Below are 26,367 nucleotides of genomic sequence, written 5' to 3' on the forward strand. Positions count from 1 at the left end.
AAAAAAATATTTCAACATAGTCCCGAAATATAACAGGAGAACCTTAAATCAAGCTTAAAGAATTCCATATTTTAGTTACCTGCTATGAACAGGATTTGTCATGCACTAAGAAGAATATTTTCCTAATGATGACCGCCTCCCATCATGCCGCCGTGTCCGCGGCCTCCATTTTCCCAGTGGTCGCTCATTCCATTGTGATTTCCATCTACAAAGCCGGGTCCATGCCAGCTGGGGCTCCCGTCCTGAGCATAGTCACAAATTCCGTCTTCATTCTCATCAACAAAGTTATGACCACCTGAACGATGGGTTTCTTTTTCAAAGTAGTCGTTTATGTGATTTCCATTCTCATCATGAAAACGCATTCCTTCATGCCGGCTATGCATGGGATGGGATTCATCCCAGTAGTCACAAATGCTGTTATCATTATCATCGATAAATCCCGGGCCGTGCCAGGTTGGACTGCCATCCTGGGCATAGTCGCAGATACCGTCATCGTCAGAATCAATAAAAGAGTGGCCCGGAGCACCACCCGGAGTACCAGTTGTGGCGGTAGAAATATCGGGACCTGATTCGTGGGTTCCTTGCTCGACATAATCATTGATGTCATTGCCATCCTCATCTATATACATCGGAAAGACGGGGTCGGGCTCTTCAGACTCCGTAGAAGTGTTACAACCTGATAAAAGTAGTACGGTACTTAATATTATGAGAATAAGTAGGTAGGCATGTTTCATAATACGAATAGTTGGTTGACTGCAATATAAAGATACGAAACTCTTAATTTATGATATACTTAAATATACGGTATTGCACCTTAAATTAAGCTTAAAACATTATTGGTCAGCATCTTTTATCTTACGTTCGCTATTTAATGAATGCATCTAATTAATCTGTTTGTATGTGGATATTTTTAGTGGAAGATGAAAAGCAGTTGGCCAGCAATTTAAAGCGGGGGCTGGAAGAAGAGGGCCACGCGGTTGAGGTGATGCATGATGGGGAAGAGGCGGAGCTGCAAGGACTGGTAAACGATTATGATTTGGTTATTTTGGACTGGCGGCTGCCCAATCGTGATGGCAAGCAAATTCTGGAGCACTGGCGCGACGAAGATCGGACCTTCCCGGTCCTTATGCTGACGGCACTCGGGGACCTGGATCACAAGGTATCGGGGCTTGATGCCGGAGCCGATGATTATATGGGCAAACCCTTTTCGTTTGAAGAGCTGCTGGCCCGCGTTCGGGCATTGGGACGACGTTCCTCTGAGTTGCAGAATGAGGAAGTGGTTTCGGTGGGACCTATAGAACTGGACGCACGTAAACACTGGGTGAAAGTGTGTGATATTAAGCGATCGCTTCGGCCGAAAGAGTTTATTTTGTTAGAACTTTTGGTGAGTGAGCCGGAAACGGTGTTTTCTAAAACCCAACTGGCAGAGCGGGTATGGGGATCGGCCTATCACGTGAGCGATAATACCATTGAGGCGACGATTTCCACGCTGCGCCAGAAGCTGGCCGATTCGTTTGAAGAGTGCGAGGAAGCATTTTTGGAGGACCACTCCCAAGTTATCGAAACCATACGGGGCGCAGGATATCGATTGAATGGTGACTTAATAAAAGAAAATGAGTAAGATTGTGAGTAGTTTGACGAGCTTTTTTGATCGCCTGTCTATTTCTAAGAAGCTGGCATTTTGGTATGGATTGAGTTTGTTTATTATGCTAAGTGCTTTCGGCTATTTTTTATATGAATCCTTTCATCAATCGATCCACCATAACTATGATCGCCATTTGCGGTTTGAGGCTGAGCAGTTGCTTTCCCATATTGATACCGACGTGGATACGCTGGCTATTGACTTGTCAGAATATAGTCGCAGTGCAGCGCTTAAAAGCGGCGTTGAGTACGGAACCTATGTGAGATTATATAATCAGGAAGGGCAGCTTATATACAGGAGTCCAAACTTTGCCGGTGTCGACCAACTGCTGCAAACTGATATCCCTAATTCACCCGAGGAATATTCCTTCAGTAGCCAGTGGCAAAATCTGCCGGCACGTACGTTGTTTTATCCGATTATGGATAACAATGAGGAACTCAACGGCTGGCTGGAAGTCACCGGATTCGAATGGACGTTGCACGAAGAACTGAGTCGGTTTAGACGATATTTATTGGTTCTTATTGCAATAAGTGTGGCATTTTCAATTCTCGGAGGATATTGGCTTTCTCGGCGGGCCCTGTCCCCGGTATCTTCGATTATCAAGGCCGCCAAATCGATTACGGCCACAGATCTGGATAAACGCATCCCCGTGAATTATCAGGTACGGGATGAGCTTACGGATCTAGCAGAAACGTTTAATATGATGCTTAATCGCCTGCAAAAAGGATTTGAGCGGGAAAAGCGTTTCACCTCTGATGCTGCCCACGAGCTGATGACGCCGCTCTCATCTTTGCAAAGTGATGCGGAAATTATGCTACGGAAACCACGCTCAAAAGAGGAGTATCGGGAAACCATTCGGCGGATGCTGACGGAAACCCGTCGCATGAGCGAGATGGTACATCTTCTGCTTCAGTTGTCAAGAGTAGAATCGGTGCATCGTTCTCAGCCAGAAACTATTAATATAAGCCGCATTACAGAAGCAGTGGCCGATCAACATCAGGAAAGTGCTCAGGCAAAGAATATCAATATTCAAACACAAATTGATCCTGAACTGCAAGTTCGGGCACATGGAGCCTATATTGAGGAGGTTATCAATAACCTGCTGGAAAATGCATTGAAATATACTCCCGAAGGTGGAGCTATAGACTTAGAGCTTCAGCGATCCAGTGGGAAAGCAGTTTTACACCTAACCGATACGGGTATTGGATTTGATGAGGAAACGAAAAAACATTTGTTTGAGCGATTCTATCGTGCTAATCAACAGGATGTGCAGGAAAGTCCGGGCAGTGGTTTGGGATTGCCACTCGTTAAGGCTATTGTAGAACTTTATAATGGAAAAATACACGCCTACAGTGAGGGACAGGGCGAAGGGAGTACCTTTGTGGTTGAATTTCCGCTAGCAAAAGATAAAGGGGCTTAATGCGGTTTTGTTGCTTCAATGCTTTTGAAGATCCCCTTTGCGGTTAGATCCTGCACCTGTTCAATATTCCATCCTGCCTCTTCAACATTTAAAACTGTCTGGCGGGCGATGTGAACACCACATATATAGTGTATTGGGCTGTCAAGCCTGCCCATTAACGAACCCAGCATAGGATTTTCAGCACGCATGTGTTCCAAAAGATGAAGTTTACCACCGGGCTTAGTGACGCGGAGGGCTTCTTTTAGTCCTAATATAGGGTCGGGTACCGAGCAAAACACGAAGGTGGCCACCACGGCGTCAAAGGTATCTTCAGGAAACTCTATCTGCTGGACATCCATTTCGAGCAGTCTGGCACTGGGGCTATTTTGTGAGCACCTATTGGAACTTATTTACCCTATTTGTGGGGCTGAACCTTTTACAATCATCCTTTACCCAATGGTTCCTGGTCGAAGACATATTGAAGAAGTTCGGTATTTGGAATACCTTGTAGAACAAAAAGAAGTTCTAAATAAGAACTTCAACATCAAACACAAAAGCTTTAAAAATGGAAGTACTTATTTTGGCAACCAAAGACTGTAATCATCGGCCGTTGGTGGAAGAGCGGCTTAAGAAGATGGGCATTTCGTACGAAGTTCGGTACGTGGATGAATATCCAGAACTGGTAGAAAAATATGAGGCCCATTCCTCACCAAACATTATCGTTGACGGAGAAGTCGTTTACCGTGGTGACTACGGCGATCCTATTCCAACAGAAGATGAATTGAAAAGTTTATTTACTGATTAACGAAGTGTCGTGTTAATCCCCCCTGATGATGGTGAATACCTGTGAGATTTCCTTGAAATTTATAATATTCGTATGGAATTACCATCAAACATCAAATCTGACCGGTCGGCGACCTTTAGCATTGACTGGATAAAAGTTTAAAAGTTGATATACAAAACAAGGATAAAACAGAATGGACAAAAAAGAACAACTGATAAAGCGTATTTCCAAAAGAGACGAAATGCAAATGACCCCCCAATACATACCGAATACAAAGGGACTGGTAGCAGTAGATATTACGTGGGGCGAAATCCAGCCCATCCAGGTCGCCGATGGGATCCGTACCGTAGGTGAGCCGGAAGTAATAAAGCATCTTCAGAACGGGCTTCCAGTGATTGACGTACGAGCTCCCGGTACCCGTGACGGCATACGAATCGCCGGTACAAATAAAATTCCCATTTCAGATATTGTTGATCGGATGGATGAGCTGGACCGGTCAAAGCCCACTATTTTCTTCTGCAATGGGCCGCAATGTCCACAATCGCAAAAGGCAATTAATCTGTTGCTCGAAGCAGGATATCCCGCTGAAAAGATGTGGTACTATCGCGGAGGAATACACGATTGGATTACTTTGGGATTGCCAGTTTTAAAAGACAGTGAATAACGATTTTCATCAGATTAGCCGTATCACAAAATAGCTATTGTCATCATCACTGGTAAATTTTTGCCAGATAATACCATGATTCTTGTCAATAATTTCAATAACTCGGTATCCGAATTCTTTCATTCTGATACCCATTACATAAACGCCAAGATCTACTTCTGAATTTATTTGGTATTGTTCGGTTCGAAGGGTGTCGTTAGGTACAACTCGTCGGTTATTGATATTTATTTTGCTTTTGCCTCCGAGAAAACCTACAAGTCCCTTGTCGATATTCATTTCAAAATCAATGGATTCTATTTTCCATCCTGGTTCTGGAGCTACCGGGTAAAATGCATTGGTATCCAGTAGGTTGACCTTTATTTTACTACCTTTTCCGTAGTCGGTAAACGGGAAAACATTTAGCAGTACTTTTTGTTCGTCAGGTTGGCAGGTATAAAGGGTTTTGGTACTGTCTTGTAGCTCTCCTTCGGCGTTAAAAGTATAAAGTTCAACAGGTAACCGGTAGGTATTTGTGTCTTTCTCAATGGAACCGACAGTAAATTTTTCATAGGATTCCAATTCTCCCTCATTATTATAGTTGCATTTTTTGTATTGGTTCCCGTCAATTTCAAAAAGCAACATCTGCTTGGATTGCTGAGCATGGAGGGTGTGAATGGGGAGCAATCCCGCCAAAGCTATAATGATTACGAAGGAAATAATTATACGCATGAAGATTGTAATACTTGTTAAAAGTTGTTGGGTTAATTTTGGTAAACGTCATCCTAACTCCAGCTATTACTATATAACAATCCATGTAATGAACTTCTGCGCTCATTCATTTTTATTACAGTATTTGCTATAACTAAAAAATGCGTCCGGTCGATCAAAACCAGACGCATAAGGGATTGTGTTGGGATAAATAAATGATGACAGTATCCACAAAGGGAATGTGGAGTACTACCAGGGAGGGACCTCTACGTGTTTTCTATGAATGTATCTTAGTAAGCAGGTTTAATGATGTTAAAGTTGACCGCGCGACTTGTCCGGTCAATCATGGAGATATTTTTCTGGTTCCTCATCAAATTTATCCTTACAGGGTGGGCAGCAAAAATAATATGTTGTGCCTTTAAATTCGCTGCTGGGAGCGGTTTCTGTATCTTCAACGGGATGTCCCATTACAGGGCAGATATATTCCTCTTCAGTCATTGGTACCTCCTCTATGTATTAAATTTGTTTAGTCAGAACGCATTTCTGATAACTGTCCGTATAATAACACTCTTCACCTTAAATGAAGCTTAAATTATGAGTGGAAATTTATAGGTGAAGATAATGACTGCCTATATTCGGGAGTTGAAGTTATAGTTGAACCCCGTAAAGAGAGTAATTTTGAAAATGTCAGCGATCTGTTTTACAGCGGATAATACGTGGGAGATAGAATAAAAGCAGATCAGGGAGATAGTCATATTGGTTATTCATTATTGGTATGAGCATTTTTGCAGCTATGCAGGAATAGGCACCAGAGGTATTGCAGTTTTGCAATACTTTTTAGAGATGATAAGACTAGGATTTAAGTCTACAAGCCAAGAAAGCAAAATGCGTCAATCTGGCTTAATACTTGCAAATATATAAATAGAAAGCAAGGCTTAAGGAAGCATGATGAAAATACTAAGAAGATAGAGCTGCCTTTTTCAATAGTTCTCTAAATAAGACGGAGGTTATTATGAGCTCTGGTCTTAAAGATCCCAAATATGATCTCAGGAACTACTATAAACTCTTCTTGGAAATTGGGCTTATAGTTGCACTCTTGATTTTTATTGTGGCAATGAAGATAGATTTTAAAACTGAAAAATCTGAGGTTCAACTTACTGAAGAGCAGACAGTTGTAACAATGGAGGAGGTAGAACAAACGAAACAAGAAGAACGTCCGCCGCCACCCCCTAAACCACAAGTACCTGTTGAGGTTCCCAATGATGAAATCATTGAAGATCAAACGATTAACATCGATGCAGAGATAAAAGTTGATGAAGCCTTGGAAGTACCGGATCCTCCCCAAGAAGCAGAGGAGGAAGATGAAGAGGAGGAAGAGGATTTTTTTGTAGCTGTAGAACATATGCCTGAATTAAAAGGGGGGCTTGCCAAGTTGCAGCAGTGTGTAGAGTATCCTGATATGGCACGCAAGGCCGGCATTGAAGGTCGCGTAGTTGTACGGTTTATAGTAAATGAACAAGGTAAAGTTGAAGATCCAGAAGTAGTCCGAAGTATTGGGGGAGGAGCGGATGAAGAGGCTTTACGCTGTGTGAAACAAGCCGAGTTCGAACCAGGCCGTCAACGTGGAGTACCTGTTCGTGTCCAATATAGCTTACCCGTTGTATTTAAACTCCAAGAGTGATTAATGATATATTACTGGTTGACCAAACAGTTGAGAAGGCTCAATAAAAATGGTACAACTATAGTGACTTAATTCTTTTCTTCTCTTTTGAAGGTCTGTTGTTGAGGAGTGTTAAGCGGTTTACATGAATTGTCTATTTTATTGCCGTTATTAATTAACAACTTCTTATATGTTTAAACAGTAGTATGCAACTGTCAATAGCTGTTGCCTTTACTATATTAAATGGCTAAAGAACTGAAAATCCTTTAGCTAGTGACAATTACCGTTTATTTGTAGAGATATAGAGCTAGCTCAGAAATATCGAGATGAAAAAATAAATGTACTAAACTTCATGAAATTAGAGGTAATCGACTTCATTTTTAAGTTCAATTTAAGTTTGGACCTGTATATTTAGATTGATGTACATGGTAACTATTGATCCAATAATAAATACAGTAATATATCGGAATTATGGATACACCAACTCAACTTGACAAGAAGTCACTGGATATCGAGGGCATGCATTGTGCAAGCTGCGTGTCGGCCGTTGAAAAATCTCTTAATAAGATTGAAGGTGTGGAAGAAGCCTCTGTGAATCTGGCCACCGAATCTGCTACGGTTTCGTATGATAAAAACAAGGTATCTGTTGATGATCTGTCGCAGGCCGTCGAAGCGGCCGGGTATTCTGTTGCCGGAGGGATAGCCCAAAGCCGGACCCTAAAAATTGAAGGTATGCATTGTGCCAGTTGTGTAAGTTCGGTGCAACAGTCCCTGGAAGGGATGGATGGCGTGCAAGAAGCCAACGTGAATTTAGCTACCGAATCGGCAAAGGTTACCTACTCCGGTGATTTAACCTTAGAAGATTTTGACCAGGCTATAGAAAATGCCGGTTATGTTTTGTTACGAGAAGAATCCGAAACCGGCCAATCAAAAGCAGAAGCCAAGCGACAGCGCGAGCAGGAAAAGTTAGAAAAAGCTCAATCCCGTATGTGGTGGGCATGGGGTGCAACCTTTCCGATAATACTGTGGATGTTTGCTGATATGATTTGGGGCTATACCTTTCTCGGAGACCTGGGATATGAGCTGGGTATGATCGGGCTTTCTTCTCTTGTGTTGTTTTATCCGGGATGGGAGACGATGAAAACTGCCTGGAAGTCGTCTAAGAATCTAGCCCCGAACATGGACGTACTGATTGCCATGGGTACGCTGGCGGCGTTGGGGACTGGATTTGTAGCCCTGTTGCACCAGTTTGGGCTGGCACCTGCTTTTTACAGCTTCGCTGGTATTGCGGGTATGATAATGGCTTTTCATTTGACCGGACGCTATGTAGAAACGAAAGCCAAAGGTCGTGCCTCCCAGGCCATTCAAAAATTGTTAACTCTGGAGGCGAAAGAAGCAACAGTAGAACGAGACGGGGAAGAAGTCAGCATACCTGTTCAGGAGCTTCAACCCGGTGACATTATGATTGTACGTCCCGGGGAAAAAATTCCTACAGATGGAGAGGTAATAAACGGGGAAAGCAGTGTGGATGAGTCTATAGCGACTGGTGAGTCGATGCCGGTGGATAAATCGCCGGGGGATGAAGTGATCGGCTCGACCATTAATAAAAATGGAATGCTGAAAATAAAAGCATCCAAGGTAGGTAAAGATACGTTTTTGAACCAAGTGATTAGGTTGGTGGAAGAGGCACAAGGTACAAAAGTGCCGATCCAGGAATTTGCCGACAGAGTTACCGCGGTTTTTGTGCCGGTTGTTATTGGCATCGCTCTGACCACTCTGGCGCTTTGGCTTATCTTTCCCGGGTTCTTCGGGGGCATCGCTCAGTGGGCTTCTACTTTTATACCCTGGATCAATCCAGGGATGGGATCGGTAGCTTTGGCGTTTTATGCTGCCATTGCTGTACTGGTCATTGCCTGTCCCTGTGCACTTGGACTGGCCACCCCTACCGCACTGATGGTCGGTTCGGGTATGGGTGCTGAAAACGGGGTATTGATCCGCAAAGGTGAAGCCATTCAGATGATGAAAGATGTTGATGCTATTGTGCTGGACAAAACTGGGACGATTACTAAAGGGCAGCCGGCCGTGACAGATCTGATTACGTTGAACGGTTTAACAAAAGAAGAAGTAATACACATGGCTGCCTCGGCAGAGAGTGGCTCCGAGCATCCACTGGGTCAGGCTATTGTAGAGCATGCTCAAAATCATAATGGTCAACTAAGCGCGACCGATAATTTCGAGGCGGTTACCGGCCAAGGAATTAGAGCCCATGTTAAGGGTAAGGAAGTTTTAGTGGGAACCAGAAGTTTGCTTTCAGAAGCCGGCATCTCAATAAACAAATCTATTGAAGATCAGATGAGCGATCTGGAAAAACAGGCGAAAACGGCGATGCTGGTAGCTATAGAAGGAAAAACAGCTGGGATCATTGCCGTAGCTGATCCTATTAAGGAAGACAGCAAAAAGGCGATTGGCGCCTTGAAAGAGTTTGGCTTGACGCCCATAATGATTACCGGTGACAATGAACGAACAGCACGGGCTGTAGCTGCAGAAGTAGGTATTAATAAGGTCATTGCCGGGGTAATGCCCGACCAAAAATCGGATGAAGTAAAACGACTACAAGAACAAGGTAAGGTTGTAGCGATGGTAGGGGATGGTATAAACGATGCTCCGGCATTGACACAGGCACAGGTAGGAATAGCAATTGGGACAGGCACTGATGTCGCAATAGAATCTGGAGACATTGTGCTTGTGAAAGGTGATTTAAGCGCTGTGGTAAAGGCTGTAAAATTGAGCCATGCTACATTTACAAAAATCAAGCAGAATCTTTTTTGGGCCTTTTTCTACAATGTAGTGATGATCCCATTGGCTATTTTAGGTATGCTGCATCCGGTGTTAGCAGAAATTGCTATGGCCTTCAGTTCAGTAAATGTGGTTGCTAACTCAAGAAGATTACAAAAAAAGAATATTCAACCGGACTATTAATTTATCATGAAACTTTTAATAGCAGTGGAATAAAGGCAGTCTTTAAGGATAATATTTTCTTGATTTTAGCATTGGGTCATTTACCAAACTAAAAATATGGCTGGTGGATAGTTGTATTTCCAACTATCCACTTTACTTCTTTTGTACTTTTTTCTGTTGGTTATGTTGCTTTTTGTGCTCTTGCAAATCCTTTTTTAATTCTTCAAAATCTTCTCGACTTATTTCGCCTCGGGCATAGCATCGGCAGAAATAATCTAAATGTTGCTCTTTGGGATCGTTCTTTTTTCGCAACCGCCAACAGAGGGCTATTAGGATGATCCCAATAGCTAGAAAGGCTGATAGGATCCATCCCAAAAGCGAGTTGCTCCAGATATCAAACATATAACCCTCCTTTTTTTTAAAAAAATTTAGATGAAAGGGAAACTTCATCCATTCTACATGTAGAATACGAAGGGAAGACTTAAAATAAGCTTAAATCAGATAGATTATAAGGATAATGGTCAATGTAGAGCTGAATAAAAATTAAAAAGTACTGTTCCTTTTAAGGTTTATTTAAGGGTGCCCCACATATATTTGATACAGATGTTATTTATGGCTTTTGAAAAGTCTGTGTTGTTCAATTAGAGCATCCGATTTATAAAGAGATATTCTATCTGTTAAATATTGAAATGGTCTAAAGTAAAAAAGAGGAAGTTATGACTAAGCAAATCAATAAAGTACCCTTCTGTAAAAGTATCGAAAAAGAGTTGTTGACCACTGTTTTCGTGATGGTATCAATTCTGTTTTCCGTTGTTTTAGCAAAGTCGTTGCACGCGCAGAGTACAACCGGAATGTCCACCGCAAATGGTACCGAAAGTCAAGATTTTACCTATGCTATGATGGGGCCTTCAAACACCATTGCCGTCATTGATTTAGATAGCAGGGAGATCAAAGACTCGGTCTCCGTAACGGGCAATCCACATGGCGGTGCACTTACCCCGGATGGAAAATACATATATGCTTCCAGCATGGGATCAAAATGGGTCTCAGTTGTTGATACACGTGCGAAAGAGGTTATAAAGAAGATTAATGTCGGAACGGCTTCTCATCATGCGACGGTTCGGCCCGATGGTCGATATGTATATGTCGCTGCGGATAAACTGATAGTCATAGATACTGCTACAAACGAAATTGTTGCACAAATTGATACCCCGGAAGCTGCGTTTTATCCCGCGTTCGCGCCTGACGGACGTCGGCTCTATGTGTTAAGTATGGGTAGTACAATTAGCGTCATTGATCCCGAAACAAACGAACTAATGGATACTTTCGATATGGGGACAAAGTCGATGATGGGACATCTGGCAGCAGCACACGATGGAAAAACGATTTATGCTACAAATGACACGGCTGACAGACTTTCCATTATTGATGTTGAGACCGGTAAACTGCGTGCTAAAGTACCGGTGGGCAAACAACCCCACGGTGTTGCGGTGAGCGAAGATGACAAATATGTATTTGTAAGTAATCGTGGTGAACCCAATATATCTGTGATTAATGCTGAAACAGCAGAAGTAGTTGAAACCCTTGAACTGGGCGGATATCCCGAACATCTCAGCATGACGGCAGATGGAAATTATTTACTTGCTGGTCTCAAAGATCGTTTCCAGAAAAAAGATTCCGAACAGAGTAACTCACGTAATATGACGGCTGCAATTACCATTATTGATCCGAGTTCTCTGGAAATCGTGAAGGAGATTCCGGCTTGGCCACAAGTCCATGACATTCTGGTTCCCCAAAGCAAATGACTGGGGCTGGTAATCATTATGCAATGAAATAAAATAATACTATGGGCACGAATAACTACATCCTGCACATTAAAAATATGGTGTGTCCCCGGTGCCATTATGTTGTGGAAGATCTTTTAAAAGGCTTGGGATATACAGTTAAAGCAGTAGATCTGGGACAAGCAGTAATCAGCTCTCAGAATAATCCTGACTGGCAGAAAATAAATGAAGCGTTGGATAAGCATGGTTTTGGAGTACTTCGTTCAAAAATAGAACAGGAGGCAGAACGGATAAAAGTTTTGTTAATCCATCTGTTTTATTATCAAAACTATCCTGTTAAGTCCGATTCTATAGCTATTTATCTTGAATTAGCCATGAGCCGTGATATCAAAGAGTTGGATAAAGTATTTCAATCGGTTAATGATCTTTCAATTGTAGATTATACAAACAAACTACGATTTGAAAGAGCGAAAGAGTTGGTTTCATATGACGAACAACCCCTGGAAGACATTGCTAATCGATTAGGGTATGCAAATGCAGATCGTTTAGGTAATGAATTCAAGAAAAAACTAAATATTTCTATCCATGAATTTTCAATGAGAGCTGATTTTCGCAGGTCCTTAGATAAGCTGATATGATGACCTTCAACTTTTAAAGCGAATAAAAACATTTAAGCTTCTTTTAAGGAAGTCTGTTGTAGATTGCCAATAACAGATTATACAAGATCCTTAAGTCAAGAATTATGTTACGTCTCGCTGATCTGGTTATTCGATACCGCTGGTGGGTAATTATCCTTACTCTTATACTTACGGGCATACTTGGCTGGAATACATTGTCTGTAACGTTGAATGCAGACTTTTCAACTTATCTGAGCCAGGATGATCCGGTTGTGAAGGAATATAATCGAATAGGAGACAAATTCGGCGGAAATGATGTTGGGGTTGCGTTGCTCTCCTCTGATCAGGTTTTTACTCCTGCCAATCTTAAAACCATTGACAGATTAACCAAAGCTTATGAAGAGATTGAAGGTGTTTCATATGTAACCAGCCTCACCAATGTCATCGATTTCAAGGAAACAGAATGGGGCTTGGAAGTTGGAAAGCTTATTGATCCGGAGCAGATACCGACTGAAGAAGCGGAATTAAAAGAGTTGCAAAGCTATGTGTTAGGCAATGATCGTTACACTGGCAATCTGATTTCAGATGACAGTAAAGCAGCGGCGATCCTGTTACAATTTGAGGGCAGCGGGCCGACAGGTTCCAACCAGTTTCTTACTTCGTTGCGGATAAAGGAAGTAACCGACAGCGTACGTTCGTCATTTAACGAAGTACCTGAATCCAAACTATATTTTGGAGGCTCCCCATTCTTGGTTTACAATATGACGCTCTTGATAGGAGAAAACCTAACCACGCTTATTCCTATCATGATCTTTCTGCTGATCCTGATTTTATATCTTGGATTCCGTCATTGGGCTGGGGTATTATTTCCCATGATTGTAGTGTCAGTTAGTGTTATTTGGGTGACAGGTTTTATGGGTATATTAGGTTTAGAATTTGACCTGTTGACGGGAATTATGCCGGTAGTCCTTCTTGCACTTGCAAGTGCAGATGGTATCCACCTGATGAAACGTTACTATGAACTGCGAGGTGAAGGTAATAGTCCCAAGCAAGCTGCCCGTCAGTCCTTCAAACAGATGGGTACCCCCATTGTGCTGACAACAATTACGACAACGGTGGGATTTGCCTCCCTGTTTGTATCAAATTTCTCAGTTATACAACAATTTGGCTTGCTGACTGCAGTGGGCGTTATCTTGGCCCTAGTTGTATCTTTGACCTTGCTCCCCGCCATGCTTTCCTTCGGGATACGATTTGAGACTGATACCCAAAGTCAGAAATCTGCTCACCACTTTTTGGATCGTTTTGGATACCGCATATATAGACACAAGAAATCGATCTTGGCAGGAAGTATTGCCATTATCGCGCTGGCCCTTGTTGCTATTCCTAAAATTGAAAAGGATGTGGACTGGTCACTCTGCCTGGCACGCGGAAGTGATCCTTATCACGCCGAAATGATGTTGCGGGAAAAATTTGCAGGCTCACTTCCGGTACAGGTTGTTGTCAATGGAAATGTAAAAGATCCGGCCGTACTTCAGCTGATGCATCGCATTGAAAATAGGCTTGGAACGATACCTGAAGTAGCTAAGGCTGGATCTATGGGATCGGTACTTGCTGAGATGAGTAATGTGATGAATGGTAGATATCGGGTTCCCGAAGAGCAGCAAGGAGTCTCAAACCTTTGGTTTTTGATCGAAGGAGAGGACCAGATAGAACAAATGGTTACACCCGATGCCGAGACAGGATTGGTTCAAGCCAAACTGGGCACGTGGCGAACCGGAGTGTTGACAGCTTCGGTAGACAGTGTCAGTCGTTATCTGGATACCTTGCCGGAGCAGATCAGTGTAATAGATTTGGAACAGTTGGATTCTATTCAGAAACAAAAAGTTCAAAGAGAGCAACTCCAACAGGTAATGCAGGACCTTAAGTGGTTTTTACGTAAAGAGGGAAGAACATGGGGATTCGGCCTGATTGGTAAGTTGAAGGATAAACTACAGAACTTTAGCGTTAATGAGTCGGTGCAGCAGCGGGTTTTAGATCAGGTTGAAAATTATCTGGACAGTCCAGAGACTGAAATTACCTTTAATGATACTGATCAAACAAAGCTTTTGAAAGGAATCGAGGATTCCTTCTCGGAAGCCGAATTGTCTGTAACCGAAGAAGAGGTCAGCAACATCTTGGTTTCTGCTGTTTCAAATATCAACAAGGAAGATGCCGACTGGCTGGCAGGTTCACTGGCTGTTATTATTAATTCGGGTATTGGAAAAGCCAGAATACAGCCCGCCTCCGAATTGATATTGTCTGCATTCCCAGATACAGACAAGAATTTCCAAAAAAATGTGGAGGGAATATTATGGGGTGTAAACGAGGATATAGCATTCCTGGAGAAAGAATTGGCCAATAAAATAGTTGCTGATAAACAGGAGGCCATTATTCGTGAGGTCCCGGTTTCGATACATCAGACCGGAATGCCGAAAGTGTTGAAAGGGATGGAGGAAGAACTGCTACCTACTCAAATAAAGAGTCTGGTGACAGCTATGTTTTTCGTGCTTGTATTGTTGGCGATCATCTTCCGGTCTTCGCTGGTGGCAATTATAGGGATTATTCCGATCACGTTAACAATTATCATCAATTTTGGTGTGATGGGCTACCTGGGCATTGGCCTGGACTCTTTTACAGCCATGATCGCTTCCATTGCCATCGGTCTGGGGATTGATACGGACATCCATTTTATATCTCGCTACCGCGATGAGCTTTTGGCATCGGGTGATAAATTGCGGGCATTGCAGACCACCATTAAAACAACCGGCATATCTGTACTAATTAATGCAGTGGCTGTGGGGCTCGGTTTTCTGGTACTGCTTTTTGCCGGCGGACAACATATTCGGCGCTTTGGTGGACTTACGTCCCTAACTGTATTGGTAAGCGCGACCTTAAGTCTTACTCTGCTTGCCGTGTTAATTGTCTGGCTCAAACCAAAATATCTGATTGGTAAATCAGAGCAAAAAACGCAACCAGCAACTGAAAACAAAAAGCATTATGAGACGGTTTAAATCAATCCTACCAATACTGATACTGATATTTTATGCATTCCCTTCATGGGGGCAAACACCTGACGTGATTCTGGGAAAAATAGACTCGGTACAAAATGCATTTTCAGATATGTCCGCTACCGAGCAAATGAAACTTATTGATGAGGAGAATCGGGTAAAAAAGCGAGTTGTTGAAATCAAGCAAAAGGGGAAGGAGCTACGGATGGTACGCTTCCGGGAACCGGCGGATGTGCGGGGGGTGGGATTTCTACGGCTGGCTTCTGACCGGCTTTATCTTTATTTGCCGGCTTTTAGGAAAGTTCGAAGAATCGCATCGTCGGCAACCAACGAAAATTTTATGGGCACCGATTTTACTTATGAGGATATGTCTCGCAGCAGTTATTCGGAGGATTATATAGCCCGGGATTTGTCGAAGGGAAATGGGCAATATCGGATGTTGCTGGAACCTCAGCCCGATGCGGATGTTAACTACCACCATTTGGTAATTTTTGCCGATACGTCCAACTATGTACTGCGAAAAGTTGAATTTTATGACCGGGAAGAGGAGAAGATCAAAGAATTGGCGATTGATAATGTAGAAAAAATTGATGGCTATTGGATGGGTAAAACGATGAGAATGAAATCGTTAGATGAAAACCACGAAACGGTATTGGAACTGTCTGATATCCAATTTGACCAAGGGCTTTCGGACAGGGAATTCAGTCAGCGCACGCTAAAACGTCCTATTAGGTAAAAGAGGTATTTATGTTTTTCGATAGAGTCAAATCATGTGTTAAAAAGGCCACAATACTCACTGTAGTTCTACTCACTGGATTTGGAACGACAGCAATAGCACAGCCTGACTTCGGTGGATTTTTAGAACTCGATAAGCGATTTGTAACGGGAGGAGACAGCACCTATATCGATAACTTTTATAATCAGTTTCGATTGGAAATGAAAGCTCCGGTGGGTTCTCAACTTTACCTATTTAGCAGTCTGGATTTTCGGTTTTACGATTTTCCCCAGCCGCAGTCTCTTAGCGATCTTGAACGCATGGAATCCCAATTCCCGTATGATATGTCCGTTTGGGAAGCCTTTATTGATGTCTATGGGTTTTTGTTTGAGGATCTTGATATCCGTGTAGGCAAACAACGTATTGCCTGGGGTCGGGCCGATAAGCTGAATCCTACCGATAACCTTAATCCCAATGATTTTTCTGATTTGGTGAACTTTACTGAAATGGCTCCTTCATGGGCTTTTAAGGGGACGTGGTATTTTGGCAATAACCGGCTGACCGGCGTTTGGCTGCCGGGCATAACACCCGTTCTGCTGCCTCGAAATGGAGCGAATCTTTTCCTTGGCGATGTTGGGGATTACGATGATGAATTGCAGCTACCGGAGCAAACACCCCAAAACAGCATGTTTGCTTTCCACTGGGACGGCAGTATTGACAAATGGGATTTCTCGGTCAGCTATTTTAATGGGTACGACGATATTCCAGTTGCAACCAATCTGCTCGTAGCTCCACCAATGGCACCACAAGTAGAGATGGAATTTCCGAAAATACAAGTCATTGGTGCCGATCTGGTAACTGAGCTTTCGGGAATAGGAATATGGGGAGAGGCTGGTCTGTTTTTACCTGAAAAGGTGGAGTTGATTTCAGATATAAATGGTTTTTCAAGCCGGGAAACCCAATTGGAAGATGAACCCTATCTGAAATTTACGATTGGTGGTGATTATACTTTTCCAAATGGTATCTACCTGAATACTCAGTGGATGCATGGATTTTACACCGAGCGGGGGACAGAAAATTTGAATGATTATTTTATAATACGACTTGAGCAGAATTTTTTTAATGAAGATGTGTTATTTGCTTTGAATAATACCCTGGAAGTCAACGATTGGGAACAACTGGGATACGGGCTATCGCCGGAGCTTACCTACCAGCGCATCGACAATTTAGAAGCCGGGTTAGGGGCATTTTTGATTTGGGGAGAAGAAGGGACACTATTTAACAGTTGGGAGGAGCTGGATCAGGTTTTTGTAAGATTTCGAGTAGACTTTTAAGAGTGGTCAATGGGCAGAGGAACGCATCCATATCCTTGTTCCAGGGCTCGTTTAGAAAATTGGTATGCTTCTTCAATAATCATTTCAGTCTTGCTAAAATCAAGCACGCTGGTCAGGTGGGTATTAATGCAGAGATCCAAGAGGTACAGTTCCGTATTTGCAGCAATTTTTTGAATATCATTTCTAAGTTTTTGGTGTTGGCTGACTTGGGCCGTGCGTATTATCATATTAAACAATCCATTTACGGTATTGCTGAACTGGTGCCGGCAATCACTTAACATGCAGTAAATAGTATCAGCTCCCATGTTATAGGCTTTATCAATGGGGATATTATTGGTAATCCCTCCATCAACCATTTGATGACCATTTATAATTTGCGGAGGAAAATATACCGGAAGGGCACAACTGGCTAGCAGGGCAGGTAATAATTCACCGTTATCAATATAGGTGGAACCTGCTTTTTGAAGGTCAGTTGCTACTACGGTCAGCGGGATATCGAGTTCTTCAAAAGTATCTACCGGTAGATTCCTTTTCAGGAAATGTTTTATGCCCGTGGGCTTAAACAAACTTGAAGCATCGCCCCATTTCCATAGAAGTTCCGGGTTGAATCGGTAAAGTTTTTGTTCTGAAATCCTTTTCCATAGTTCTTTTAATTGACTTATATCCAATCCAGAGGCAATGAAAGCACCATTAATAGCCCCGATTGAGGTACCGATAATAAAGTCCGGCTTTACTCCCTGTTCTACCATTGCTTGATAAAAACCAATTTCAGCAGCCCCTTGGGCCCCACCACCACAGAGAACAAGTGCCGTTTTATTAGACTCGGCATGCATATTATTGGTTGCTTTGTTCTTGTACATTCAACTCTTCTGCATTCCAAGAAGTCGTACGATCACTGTAGGTATTGCTAATTCGGATGATGTCTTCTTGGGAAATATTCGAATGATCACCTTCGCTTTCATCCCTTAAATAATTCAAAATGGCTGCCATTTCCGCTGCACTGAGTCGTGCTTTAAAAGAAGGCATACTGCCTTGATAAGATTGTTCGTTGACTTCAATTTCTCCCGATAGGCCATGAAGGAGGATGCGAACGGGGACGGATTTGTCACCGGTAATCCACTCTGAATCTACAAGCTGAGGGAAAGCACCGCCAATTCCTTCTGCATTATTGCCGTGGCAGGAAGCACAATTTTGGGCATAAAGGGATTCGCCGTTAAGCAACGAAGGGTCTCCCTCTTCATTGAAGGGGACTTCTGATGTTTCATCTGTACTAGGTGTCATATGTCTCATCTTGCCATATCCCTCTGAGAGCCGCTTGTTCATCTCTGCCATCGATTGCTGTCCCATTTCTTGGTGCATGTTTGCCATTCGATCATGCATACTCATCATCTGGTTGTACCATTCGCCGGTCATGTTATTCTGCATATGCATGCCCATGCCTTCTGCCATCATCTTATCGCCCTGCATGTGCCGGTCCATGTGCATGCTCATCATTTGACGGTGGTTCGCATCCATCTTACTATGCATCTGTTGCATTTGAGAATAGAGCGATTTCAATTCCGCTGGCAGGGTACCAGACTCAGTCTCATAGCTTGTTAACAGTGTTTCATAATTAGACTGCAGGGAATCGTAAGCGGCTTCTAATTCATTCCGCTGTTCTTCACTCATATAGTCAGATCTTCCCATATGGCATGAGGATAGAAAAACAAGGAGTCCAATTATTATTAGAAAAAATTTAATATTTATTTTATTCATCATAGCTCCCTTCTTTAGTTAACGTTAATTCATGATAAACTTCTTTTAATAGGATTCATAACCATCCGTTTCTAAATCCTGCTTTTTTTAACCCGTTCACAATATATTTGGAATCTCGCATAAGCTTCCAGATCAATTCAGAACGATAATTTTCTATCATCAAGACAACGGGGCCAAGATTAATACCGTAATGATAGGAAGAAGTCCACCCATCATGAGTTTTTTGAGTATTCGGATAACTAAGGTTAAAACTACATCTCAGGCAATATTGTCCTGTGATCTGGGGATACACATCCTGAAAATTTTGAATTGTTGGCAGTACAATTTCTGGTGCGAAGGGTAAGGATGCAACGACGGCCCATGGAGCGACCGTACCATCATCGGGACCGTAGGGTACCCCACGAGCGACATAGCCGAAGAAGGAGCGTTCAATGCCGTTAACTTTTTTGGTAGTCCAACCGGGACCATCACTGGCTGTTATTCCCCAAAAGTTTTCTCCATAGCCTTGAAAATCCAATGGATTTCGTATTGCATATTCTTGCTGGACATATGTAGCCCGGCGGCTGTTTTCAAAATAGTCGATCCCCTTTTTCTGCATAAAAGTATCTTGGATCCCACGAAAATCGATCCAGATGGGGGAATATTGGTGGATAAACAGCGGTCCTCCGTAAATAAACTCATAGCCATATATATTCTTCCATTCATGAGTGGAAGTCCAGGCTGTATAGCTTTCCTTCGGTAAAGGGTGGGAGGGAGACCCAAGGGCGAGTAAATAAAGGAGGGCGGCCTCATCATAGCCTTCCCATCGGCATGGCAGAAAACCGTTCTCAGGTGTCCAGCCGTGGGTGATCGTGGCCTCACCATTGCTAGCCCATTTCCAATCGACGCGGCTATAGATGGCATCGGCCAAGGTACGTATTTCATGTTCCTCTTCACTGTCGTGGTTAAAAAAAGTGGCAGCAATGAGTATGCCGGCCAGAAGAATACCTGTATCAATCGTCGACAACTCGCACTTTCCAGTACGTTTTCCGGTATTTATATCAAGAAAATGGTAAAAGAACCCCCTATAGCCGGTCGCGTCTGGAGCTGTGCTCTGCTCGCTATTCCAGAAAAAATGAAGGACTGCAAGGGTACGTTGTATTGCATCGGTTCGTGACATCCATCCGCGATTTACGCCAACCACATAGGCACCCAATGCAAAGCCGACCGATGCGATGCTAGCGGGTGCTCCTAACTGTGAATTGTCTGCTACCAGGCCATTACTCGGGTTTGTTTCGTGCAAAAAATAATCGAAAGCGTGACGCTGTAGTGTATCAAGTCTGTTGTTATCAAAATCGGGAGGTATTTCATGTTCCGCCGGAGAACTACTGAATTTTATGTTATCTGACTTTTCCTTTAGCTGTAGAAAAGCTTCTTCCGTTATTCTCTGGGTAGAGATGCCCTCATAGAGCTTATTTTGAATAGACTTTATTATTTGTTCAATTACTTCTGAATCAGCGCCAGTAGCAACCAGCATTCGGCGGAGTTTAGCCTTATTGAAAGGTTCTTTTTCTCCAGAGGCTTTTGTGACATTTATCGTTCTCATAGTCATAGTGGTTATTAATCGACTTCTGATGGTAATATACCATAGTAATTTTGATCAATTTGTTTCCTCCAAAGGTATCCGGTTCAGAATATTTGCAACTCTTGAAATCGGTGGCTTTTCATGATATATCCCATCAAAGGAGAGTACTGGAAGAATCAGGGGATTGCCCAGTTCAGATATCAACTCTTTTGCTTTTTGCGTGTCAAACCGCAAATCGATAAAGGTGAATGATTGCTGTTTCTCCCGAAGCAGGTTTACCAGCTCGTGAAGATAGTGGCACCACTCTTTGCAGTAAATAATTAAAGTAGCATTTATTTCAGTACGCACATCATCTAAGTATTTCATTTGGTTACTTAATATTTATTGACATTACAGATATCCTGAGCTTCCTTCAATACTTGGTTCTTCTTTCGATTGTCCAGTCCTATACTTGTTAGGATCTTATCATTCTCACATAACTGTTGGCAAAAAATGATATCTTGCTGAAGCAATTGCTGTTTATTCTTTTTACTAAGGGTTGAAAGGCAGGTAATCGGATGGAGATTCACTTGGCTAATAAGATCTTTGAGACCATTATCTTGGGGATAGTCCCAACTTAACAGTTTAAGCCCGATACAATTCCCATACTGCAGGGCATCTTTGGTAAATCGGGTATTGGTAACCACCCAACCCTGGTGTTGTTTATCTTCGTGACCGGGTTGATTGCTCCAGTTTCTTTCCACATCCTGAAATCGTGATTGAATGTAGAGTGGGACTTTTACATTACATGTATGACCTTTACGGTTGTGAAATTTGCATTCGATTATGAAATGCTTTTCATCCTTTTCAGCAATCACGTCAATTTCATGGGATACGCAGTTGCCCTCTACAATAATTCCTGTTTCAGTATGGTACCCTAATCTCGTAAGTAGTTCACCGACAAACTTTTCAAAGGGGTAACCAGTAGGTCCCAGCTCTAATAATGCTTCCTTTAACTTATATCGTCCTGCTGAACGATTGGAATGTTTTCTGAGCAGTCGAAAAGCTCTTTTATAGATCTCCTTTGTGGAAATCCCATTATAGAGTATCTCACTGATGGCATTTGCAATTCGATCAATAATTTGTTGGTCAGCACCTGCGCTTTTAAGTGAACGGCGAAGTTTATTTTCATCAAATGGTTCTTTTTCTCCGGAAGCTTTGGTGACTGTGATCGGTGCCATACTTTAGACCATAATTGGATTGAAATAACTATAAATTTGATTAGCCTGTATTATCGGACCGTTGAATAAACTGTTTCCACTTACCTTTCATCGGAAGGAAAGCCGGTACCTTCCGCTTGTATTTGAGGTATTCTTCCCCAAATTCTTCAATTACTTTCTTCTCTTCTCTTTGGGCAAGCAGAACATATGCAATGACGATAACCGGAAACAGGCCCACGGAAAATATAGTGGGCCAGTGAATGACACCCTCTCCAAAAAGCCCGATAAACAATCCGGTGTATTGGGGATGCCTGACCAAGCTGTATAATCCGTCGGTTGCCAGCCTGTTTTCTTGCTTGGCATGGTAAAGCTGACGCCAGCCCTGGATAAAAATTCCGAAGCCAATAAAAAGCAGGGTATAACCTATAATCATTGAGATCATCATGCCGGTCTGACCCATGCCTAATAATGTTGACCAGAGATTGGCATCTGCAGACCCGCTGTCAATTCCCAGGAATCGCGCCATTAGATAAATAGTTAGCGGGAAGCCGTACATTTCTGCATACAGTGCAATGATAAAGCCCTGAATCAACCCGGCTCCCATCCACTCCCGCCAGGTTTTGGGTGCCAGATACTTGTATAAAAGCCAGGAGGCAAAAACGATAACAAAAAGCGCTATAATCCAGGCTCCTGAATGTTCAATTCCTCGTCCCATGTAATTACTCCGCTCAGTAAAAAGGATTATTGGTAATGAAAATAGATTGCTTTCTAAATAAACCGTTGCTTAATACCCAGTGATCGATTTGTTTTGTCTACCGATTTTTCGGGATTGGATTCTATGCCGGTTAGTGCTCGAATAGCATCGATAGTTTCGGGAATTACGATTGCTTGATTATCCACTAAATATGCGTAGTAAAGTTCGTCTCCCTCCACTTTTAGCATATCTTCCCATATGGCCACTTCGTACATATCACCATGGGGACGGCCTATATCCAGCATTAATTCCTTCACAGCATTATTTGCTGATAATTCATTATCCATGCGTATAAAAGCGGTTCTGGTAGAGGTACCTAACGCTTCCAAGACTTCCTCTTTGGATGGTTCCCCGGTCAATTGAATGGTCCAGTAGTGTAGGTGGGAAAGTGTTTGAGGTACTTTTACTGCTGCGGTTACAACATCCAGCTCGGGATCCACGCTTTGGGCGTCGGGGCCTTGATGACTGGGAATTTCCTGTTCAGGTACCATCGTATTCATGATGCCATTTTTATGGCTTTCCCATGGGTCAGTAGCTCGGCGGAGCAAAGTACCACGAGCTTTTTTTAGCAAGTTCGCACGTTTAAGAGCCGTAAGCGTTCGAAGGATTGAGGTGGTATTACAGGATACTACACGGGTTGCTTCCTTTCCCAAGGCGGTTGCATAGTTAGATTCAGCACTGAAAGAATGTCCAGTAGTTTGATGTTTCTCACCACCTTGTACGATATATTTCACACCGGAAAGTTTATATTTTTCGGCATTTTGAGCACCAAACTTTTTTGGAGCACAGTCTACAACTACATCGGCACCATCAAGCAGATCATCAAGATCGCCAGCTATCTGGATGTTTTTGCGGGTCATCAATTTCCGCCCTTCTTCGGTATTGGCATATATGGAGTATCCTTTTGATTCAGCTGTTTGAATTCTCCAGTCGGCAGCTACATCTGCAATGCCAATGAGCTCCATATCATCCTGCAGGGTCACTGCCTCAGCTACTCTTTTACCGATTACTCCGTAACCATTTACGGCAACTTTCACTTTTTCCATTGTAAGATTTTGTTTTTGTTATTTGCTCTGTTTTAAAACTTGCTTACGCTCTTTAAATTCCTCCCGTTCTATTTCACCACGAGCAAATCGTTTTTTTAAAATTTCCAAGGCATCTTCTTTTGGTTCTGCATTCGGCCGGTAAGGTATGATATTAAAAACCAACAGCAGGGTAATACCAATCACAAAGAGCCACCAAATCAAATGTATACCTATAAAGTGATGGTCGAAAAACATATTGCCTCCACATAAATTTTATTATTCCTAAGTATTAGTATGTCGGGTAGAACGACATACTAATCACAAGGTAAGAGGAGTTGCCTTAAAACAAGCTTAAAATGGAAGAGGATTTTTCTTAATCACGAATCTGTGGGGTTGCCTGTTTATCAAGGAGTATCTTATTCATATTGGAATTTGTAATTATCCCCTTAAGTTTGCCGTTTTCAATGACGGGATACAGGGTTTGATTTTCCAATCGAAGGACATCAATTACATCCGCCAGTAATAAATTGGGTTCAAGGGTTTTAATGTCTTCCTGAATTAGATCAATTATTGGTTGCTCTGATTTACTTTCCTGAAGTGCCTGAATAACCGATCTATAGGAGACGATTCCCACGAATTGATCCCCGTTTGTGACAGCAAGTTCCGAAGATCGGCTCCCGAGCATGATGGATGCTGCCTTAGCTATTGTAGCACTTAGTGAAATGCTTTGGAAACTACTGGTCATGACATCCCTTGCTGTTACCCGCTTTATAGATTCAGCCATAGAAACCTGTCGTGACTCAGCACCGGCACCAAGGAATACAAATATACCGATGAACAGTAGAAATGGATTGTAAAAAAGGCCAAATAGGATAAAGCCGATGGCCAGTAGTTGTCCTACCGAGGCAGCAATTCGGGTGGCTTTGGTACGCTTCATCCTAAATGCCAGTAATGCTCGAAGCATGCGACCACCATCCATTGGAAATGCTGGAATTAAGTTAAAAACAACCAGAATAATGTTGATGGCTAGCAAATCAGACAGAAAATTGCTTCCCGTTACGTGATGGCTAATATCCATTTGGCCCTGCCCGGTTAACAGTATCAGCAAGAAAAGCACTACGGCAATAGCCACATTTACTACAGGACCGGCCGCTGCAACAACCAATTCCTGTTTGGGATCTTCGGGCATTCGCTCAAGTCTTGCTACTCCACCGATAGGTAATAAATTGATATCCTGTGTGCCGATTCCATACCGACGAGCTGCCAAGGCATGTCCAAATTCGTGTAGCGTTACACAAGCAAACAGCAAGGCCAGAAAGAATAGTCCGGTTATAATTTCAAAAAGTCCATGGCCCTGTTGCAGATGCATCCAGGAGAGCCAAATAACCAGCAGGATGAAGGTCCAATGGATAAAGACTTTAATACCTGCCGGTTTACCGACATAAAGGGACCATTTCATGTTTACTTGTCTTTTTCTTGAACTTCCTTACCTATGCCGATGTTATATATGGCCGCGATCAATGCGCCGACCAGCCAACCCAGGATAAAGGTTTGTATAATGCCAAACAGTGCATCCAATGGTGGGACACTCATGCGAATTATGGGTTCAACATCCAGTCCATGCAATAGGCTGTTAAAGAAGAAAATGGTTCCTTCTCTTCCAACTGAGATCATTAGAATTATGCAGCCGATGTAAAGAACGGCGCCCGTAGTACCAACGGCCATTCCCAATTTTTTAATGCTTAGCTTTTTCATAATTATTTCTCCAATAGGTTAGTGTTGAGGAACATCATGATCTGATCCTTTCCGGTGATGACCGATCATCAGGATATGGCAGAGAAACATGGCTACGATAAAAAGAAAAAATGTCACATTGCTATTCAGTCCCAAGGAGGGAGCAAGGAATAGCAGGAGTAACGGAATACCACATCCTATAATCATCCAAAGCGTATGCTTGCTCATTTTCTTAGAGGTCAGTTGTTGGATAAGGATTGCTTGAGCCGGTTAAACTCTTCCTTCGATATTTGACCGGTTTGTAGTCGTCTCCGGTGAATCTCGATAGCTGCATTTCTGATTTCATTCCGGTGTTTTCCGCGTAGGGCAAAGTACCAGATCAGAAGAGAGACCCCGGCCAGCAGAATCCAAAGCACCGGAGCCCAATGAGTATTTAGAGCGTTTAGCCAGTCCATAATCAGTTGTGATGTTGCTGATGGTTGCTGCCGTTCATATCCTTTTCTTTATCCATCATTCCCTGGTCACCCATCATCTGCATACACTTCATATGCTTCTTCATCATGGATGAATCGCCCATCATTTCCATCATTTTGGAGTGATTCATTTCGCCATCTTCCATCATAGATTGCATCATTTTCATATGCTTCTGCATGCGCTCTTTCATTTCAGGATCATTCATCATTTTTTCCATATTGTCCATCATGGCGGAGTGATCCATCTCTCCGGATTTCATCATATGCTGCATCATCTGTTTGCGCATTTCTGGATTCTGAGCCATGTGTTCCATCATCATGGCACGCATGGTGGAATCTTGCATCATTTCCTGCATCTGCTGTTTTTTCTTTTGCATATCGTTGTTCTGCTGTTGGGCAAAACCTAAACTAGTGATAAGAAAAAATGCTGATAGAATAAGTGTTAAGCGTTTCATAGTGGTCACCTTTATTTGGATTAAATTTCAGTTGAAATATTTTGCTAAATTTTGTGATTCAATCAATTATATGTTCTAATGTAACATACGCATGTCTGCCTTAAGGCAACCTTAAAG

At 42.6% G+C, this 26,367-nt stretch carries 29 protein-coding genes; 11 read left to right on the top strand and 18 right to left on the bottom strand.

Features of this window, described 5'->3' with window-relative positions:
• Window positions 1-122 precede the first annotated feature (122 nt).
• Window positions 123-734 carry a hypothetical protein gene (locus ACQ4LT_RS02085; RefSeq protein WP_445664343.1) on the bottom strand — a complete coding sequence of 204 codons (612 nt, stop codon included), beginning with the start codon at window positions 732-734 and terminating at the stop codon, window positions 123-125.
• Window positions 735-898: 164 nt separating this feature from the next.
• Between ACQ4LT_RS02085 and ACQ4LT_RS02090 the strand changes: the two genes are divergently transcribed.
• Window positions 899-1,621 carry a response regulator transcription factor gene (locus ACQ4LT_RS02090; protein ID WP_445664344.1) on the top strand — a complete coding sequence of 241 codons (723 nt, stop codon included), beginning with the start codon at window positions 899-901 and terminating at the stop codon, window positions 1,619-1,621.
• Window positions 1,614-3,062, top strand: a complete 1,449-nt coding sequence (locus ACQ4LT_RS02095; RefSeq protein ID WP_445664345.1) for a sensor histidine kinase — start codon at window positions 1,614-1,616, stop codon at window positions 3,060-3,062. The genes ACQ4LT_RS02090 and ACQ4LT_RS02095 overlap by 8 nt, the downstream gene beginning before the upstream one ends.
• Here ACQ4LT_RS02095 and ACQ4LT_RS02100 read toward each other — a convergent pair.
• Window positions 3,059-3,400 (bottom strand): class I SAM-dependent methyltransferase, encoded by a 342-nt coding sequence (locus ACQ4LT_RS02100; RefSeq protein ID WP_445664346.1) that lies wholly within the window; start codon window positions 3,398-3,400, stop codon window positions 3,059-3,061. The two genes, ACQ4LT_RS02095 and ACQ4LT_RS02100, sit on opposite strands and share 4 nt — an antisense overlap.
• Before the next feature lie 206 nt (window positions 3,401-3,606).
• Here ACQ4LT_RS02100 and ACQ4LT_RS02105 point away from each other — a divergent pair, with 206 nt between their 5' ends.
• Window positions 3,607-3,846, top strand: a complete 240-nt coding sequence (locus ACQ4LT_RS02105; protein ID WP_445664347.1) for a thioredoxin family protein — start codon at window positions 3,607-3,609, stop codon at window positions 3,844-3,846.
• Window positions 3,847-4,018: 172 nt separating this feature from the next.
• Window positions 4,019-4,489: a rhodanese-like domain-containing protein gene (locus ACQ4LT_RS02110; RefSeq protein ID WP_445664348.1), complete on the top strand. Its 471-nt coding sequence runs from the start codon at window positions 4,019-4,021 to the stop codon at window positions 4,487-4,489.
• A gap of 9 nt (window positions 4,490-4,498) precedes the next feature.
• Here the strand turns inward: ACQ4LT_RS02110 and ACQ4LT_RS02115 are convergent, their stop codons facing one another.
• Both ACQ4LT_RS02115 and ACQ4LT_RS02120 read right to left on the bottom strand, forming a co-directional pair.
• On the bottom strand, window positions 4,499-5,197 hold the full coding sequence (locus tag ACQ4LT_RS02115; RefSeq protein WP_445664349.1) for a hypothetical protein: 699 nt from the start codon (window positions 5,195-5,197) through the stop codon (window positions 4,499-4,501).
• 318 nt (window positions 5,198-5,515) lie between these two features.
• On the bottom strand, window positions 5,516-5,674 hold the full coding sequence (locus ACQ4LT_RS02120) for a YHS domain-containing protein (protein ID WP_445664350.1): 159 nt from the start codon (window positions 5,672-5,674) through the stop codon (window positions 5,516-5,518).
• 514 nt (window positions 5,675-6,188) lie between these two features.
• Between ACQ4LT_RS02120 and ACQ4LT_RS02125 the strand changes: the two genes are divergently transcribed.
• A complete protein-coding gene (locus ACQ4LT_RS02125) occupies window positions 6,189-6,857 on the top strand; it encodes an energy transducer TonB (protein ID WP_445664351.1) in 669 nt (222 codons plus the stop codon).
• A 450-nt stretch (window positions 6,858-7,307) separates the two neighbouring features.
• Window positions 7,308-9,815, top strand: a complete 2,508-nt coding sequence (locus tag ACQ4LT_RS02130) for a heavy metal translocating P-type ATPase (RefSeq protein WP_445664352.1) — start codon at window positions 7,308-7,310, stop codon at window positions 9,813-9,815.
• A 132-nt stretch (window positions 9,816-9,947) separates the two neighbouring features.
• On the opposite strand, the gene ACQ4LT_RS02135 is transcribed toward ACQ4LT_RS02130, so the two are convergent.
• On the bottom strand, window positions 9,948-10,196 hold the full coding sequence (locus tag ACQ4LT_RS02135; protein WP_445664353.1) for a hypothetical protein: 249 nt from the start codon (window positions 10,194-10,196) through the stop codon (window positions 9,948-9,950).
• 314 nt (window positions 10,197-10,510) lie between these two features.
• Here ACQ4LT_RS02135 and ACQ4LT_RS02140 point away from each other — a divergent pair, with 314 nt between their 5' ends.
• From ACQ4LT_RS02140 to ACQ4LT_RS02160, 5 genes are all read left to right on the top strand, one after another.
• Complete coding sequence (locus tag ACQ4LT_RS02140; RefSeq protein WP_445664354.1) at window positions 10,511-11,599, top strand: cytochrome D1 domain-containing protein; 1,089 nt, start codon at window positions 10,511-10,513, stop codon at window positions 11,597-11,599.
• Window positions 11,600-11,640: 41 nt separating this feature from the next.
• Window positions 11,641-12,216, top strand: a complete 576-nt coding sequence (locus tag ACQ4LT_RS02145; protein WP_445664355.1) for a helix-turn-helix domain-containing protein — start codon at window positions 11,641-11,643, stop codon at window positions 12,214-12,216.
• A 104-nt stretch (window positions 12,217-12,320) separates the two neighbouring features.
• Window positions 12,321-15,245, top strand: a complete 2,925-nt coding sequence (locus tag ACQ4LT_RS02150; RefSeq protein ID WP_445664356.1) for an efflux RND transporter permease subunit — start codon at window positions 12,321-12,323, stop codon at window positions 15,243-15,245.
• On the top strand, window positions 15,232-15,978 hold the full coding sequence (locus ACQ4LT_RS02155; protein WP_445664357.1) for an outer membrane lipoprotein-sorting protein: 747 nt from the start codon (window positions 15,232-15,234) through the stop codon (window positions 15,976-15,978). Before ACQ4LT_RS02150 ends, ACQ4LT_RS02155 begins: the two co-directional genes overlap by 14 nt.
• 11 nt (window positions 15,979-15,989) lie before the next feature.
• Window positions 15,990-17,291, top strand: coding sequence for a hypothetical protein (locus ACQ4LT_RS02160; protein ID WP_445664358.1), 1,302 nt, complete (start codon window positions 15,990-15,992; stop codon window positions 17,289-17,291).
• On the opposite strand, the gene ACQ4LT_RS02165 is transcribed toward ACQ4LT_RS02160, so the two are convergent.
• The 13 genes from ACQ4LT_RS02165 to ACQ4LT_RS02225 form a co-directional block, all read right to left on the bottom strand.
• Window positions 17,288-18,151, bottom strand: a complete 864-nt coding sequence (locus ACQ4LT_RS02165; RefSeq protein WP_445664359.1) for a patatin-like phospholipase family protein — start codon at window positions 18,149-18,151, stop codon at window positions 17,288-17,290. The two genes, ACQ4LT_RS02160 and ACQ4LT_RS02165, sit on opposite strands and share 4 nt — an antisense overlap.
• Window positions 18,126-18,977: a c-type cytochrome gene (locus ACQ4LT_RS02170; protein ID WP_445664360.1), complete on the bottom strand. Its 852-nt coding sequence runs from the start codon at window positions 18,975-18,977 to the stop codon at window positions 18,126-18,128. Before ACQ4LT_RS02170 ends, ACQ4LT_RS02165 begins: the two co-directional genes overlap by 26 nt.
• A 124-nt stretch (window positions 18,978-19,101) precedes the next feature.
• A complete protein-coding gene (locus ACQ4LT_RS02175) occupies window positions 19,102-20,631 on the bottom strand; it encodes a glucoamylase family protein (RefSeq protein WP_445664361.1) in 1,530 nt (509 codons plus the stop codon).
• Between the two features lie 54 nt (window positions 20,632-20,685).
• Window positions 20,686-20,976, bottom strand: coding sequence for a glutaredoxin family protein (locus ACQ4LT_RS02180; protein ID WP_445664362.1), 291 nt, complete (start codon window positions 20,974-20,976; stop codon window positions 20,686-20,688).
• A gap of 8 nt (window positions 20,977-20,984) precedes the next feature.
• Window positions 20,985-21,830: an ATP cone domain-containing protein gene (locus tag ACQ4LT_RS02185; RefSeq protein ID WP_445664363.1), complete on the bottom strand. Its 846-nt coding sequence runs from the start codon at window positions 21,828-21,830 to the stop codon at window positions 20,985-20,987.
• Window positions 21,831-21,870: 40 nt separating this feature from the next.
• Window positions 21,871-22,524, bottom strand: a complete 654-nt coding sequence (locus ACQ4LT_RS02190; protein ID WP_445664364.1) for a methyltransferase family protein — start codon at window positions 22,522-22,524, stop codon at window positions 21,871-21,873.
• Window positions 22,525-22,577: 53 nt separating this feature from the next.
• Window positions 22,578-23,609, bottom strand: a complete 1,032-nt coding sequence (locus tag ACQ4LT_RS02195; RefSeq protein ID WP_445664365.1) for a type II glyceraldehyde-3-phosphate dehydrogenase — start codon at window positions 23,607-23,609, stop codon at window positions 22,578-22,580.
• 18 nt (window positions 23,610-23,627) lie between these two features.
• Window positions 23,628-23,843: an SHOCT domain-containing protein gene (locus ACQ4LT_RS02200; protein ID WP_445664366.1), complete on the bottom strand. Its 216-nt coding sequence runs from the start codon at window positions 23,841-23,843 to the stop codon at window positions 23,628-23,630.
• Between the two features lie 118 nt (window positions 23,844-23,961).
• The gene (locus ACQ4LT_RS02205) at window positions 23,962-25,047 is read right to left on the bottom strand and encodes a site-2 protease family protein (protein ID WP_445664367.1); all 1,086 of its coding nucleotides are present in this window, start codon (window positions 25,045-25,047) and stop codon (window positions 23,962-23,964) included.
• A gap of 2 nt (window positions 25,048-25,049) precedes the next feature.
• Window positions 25,050-25,343, bottom strand: a complete 294-nt coding sequence (locus ACQ4LT_RS02210; protein WP_445664368.1) for a DUF5676 family membrane protein — start codon at window positions 25,341-25,343, stop codon at window positions 25,050-25,052.
• Between the two features lie 18 nt (window positions 25,344-25,361).
• Window positions 25,362-25,550 (bottom strand): hypothetical protein, encoded by a 189-nt coding sequence (locus tag ACQ4LT_RS02215; RefSeq protein WP_445664369.1) that lies wholly within the window; start codon window positions 25,548-25,550, stop codon window positions 25,362-25,364.
• A gap of 11 nt (window positions 25,551-25,561) precedes the next feature.
• Window positions 25,562-25,777: a hypothetical protein gene (locus ACQ4LT_RS02220; RefSeq protein ID WP_445664370.1), complete on the bottom strand. Its 216-nt coding sequence runs from the start codon at window positions 25,775-25,777 to the stop codon at window positions 25,562-25,564.
• A gap of 2 nt (window positions 25,778-25,779) precedes the next feature.
• Window positions 25,780-26,250, bottom strand: a complete 471-nt coding sequence (locus ACQ4LT_RS02225; protein ID WP_445664371.1) for a hypothetical protein — start codon at window positions 26,248-26,250, stop codon at window positions 25,780-25,782.
• Between the last annotated feature and the right edge of the window lie 117 nt (window positions 26,251-26,367).

The sequence above is a fragment of the Fodinibius sp. AD559 genome, from assembly GCF_052712805.1.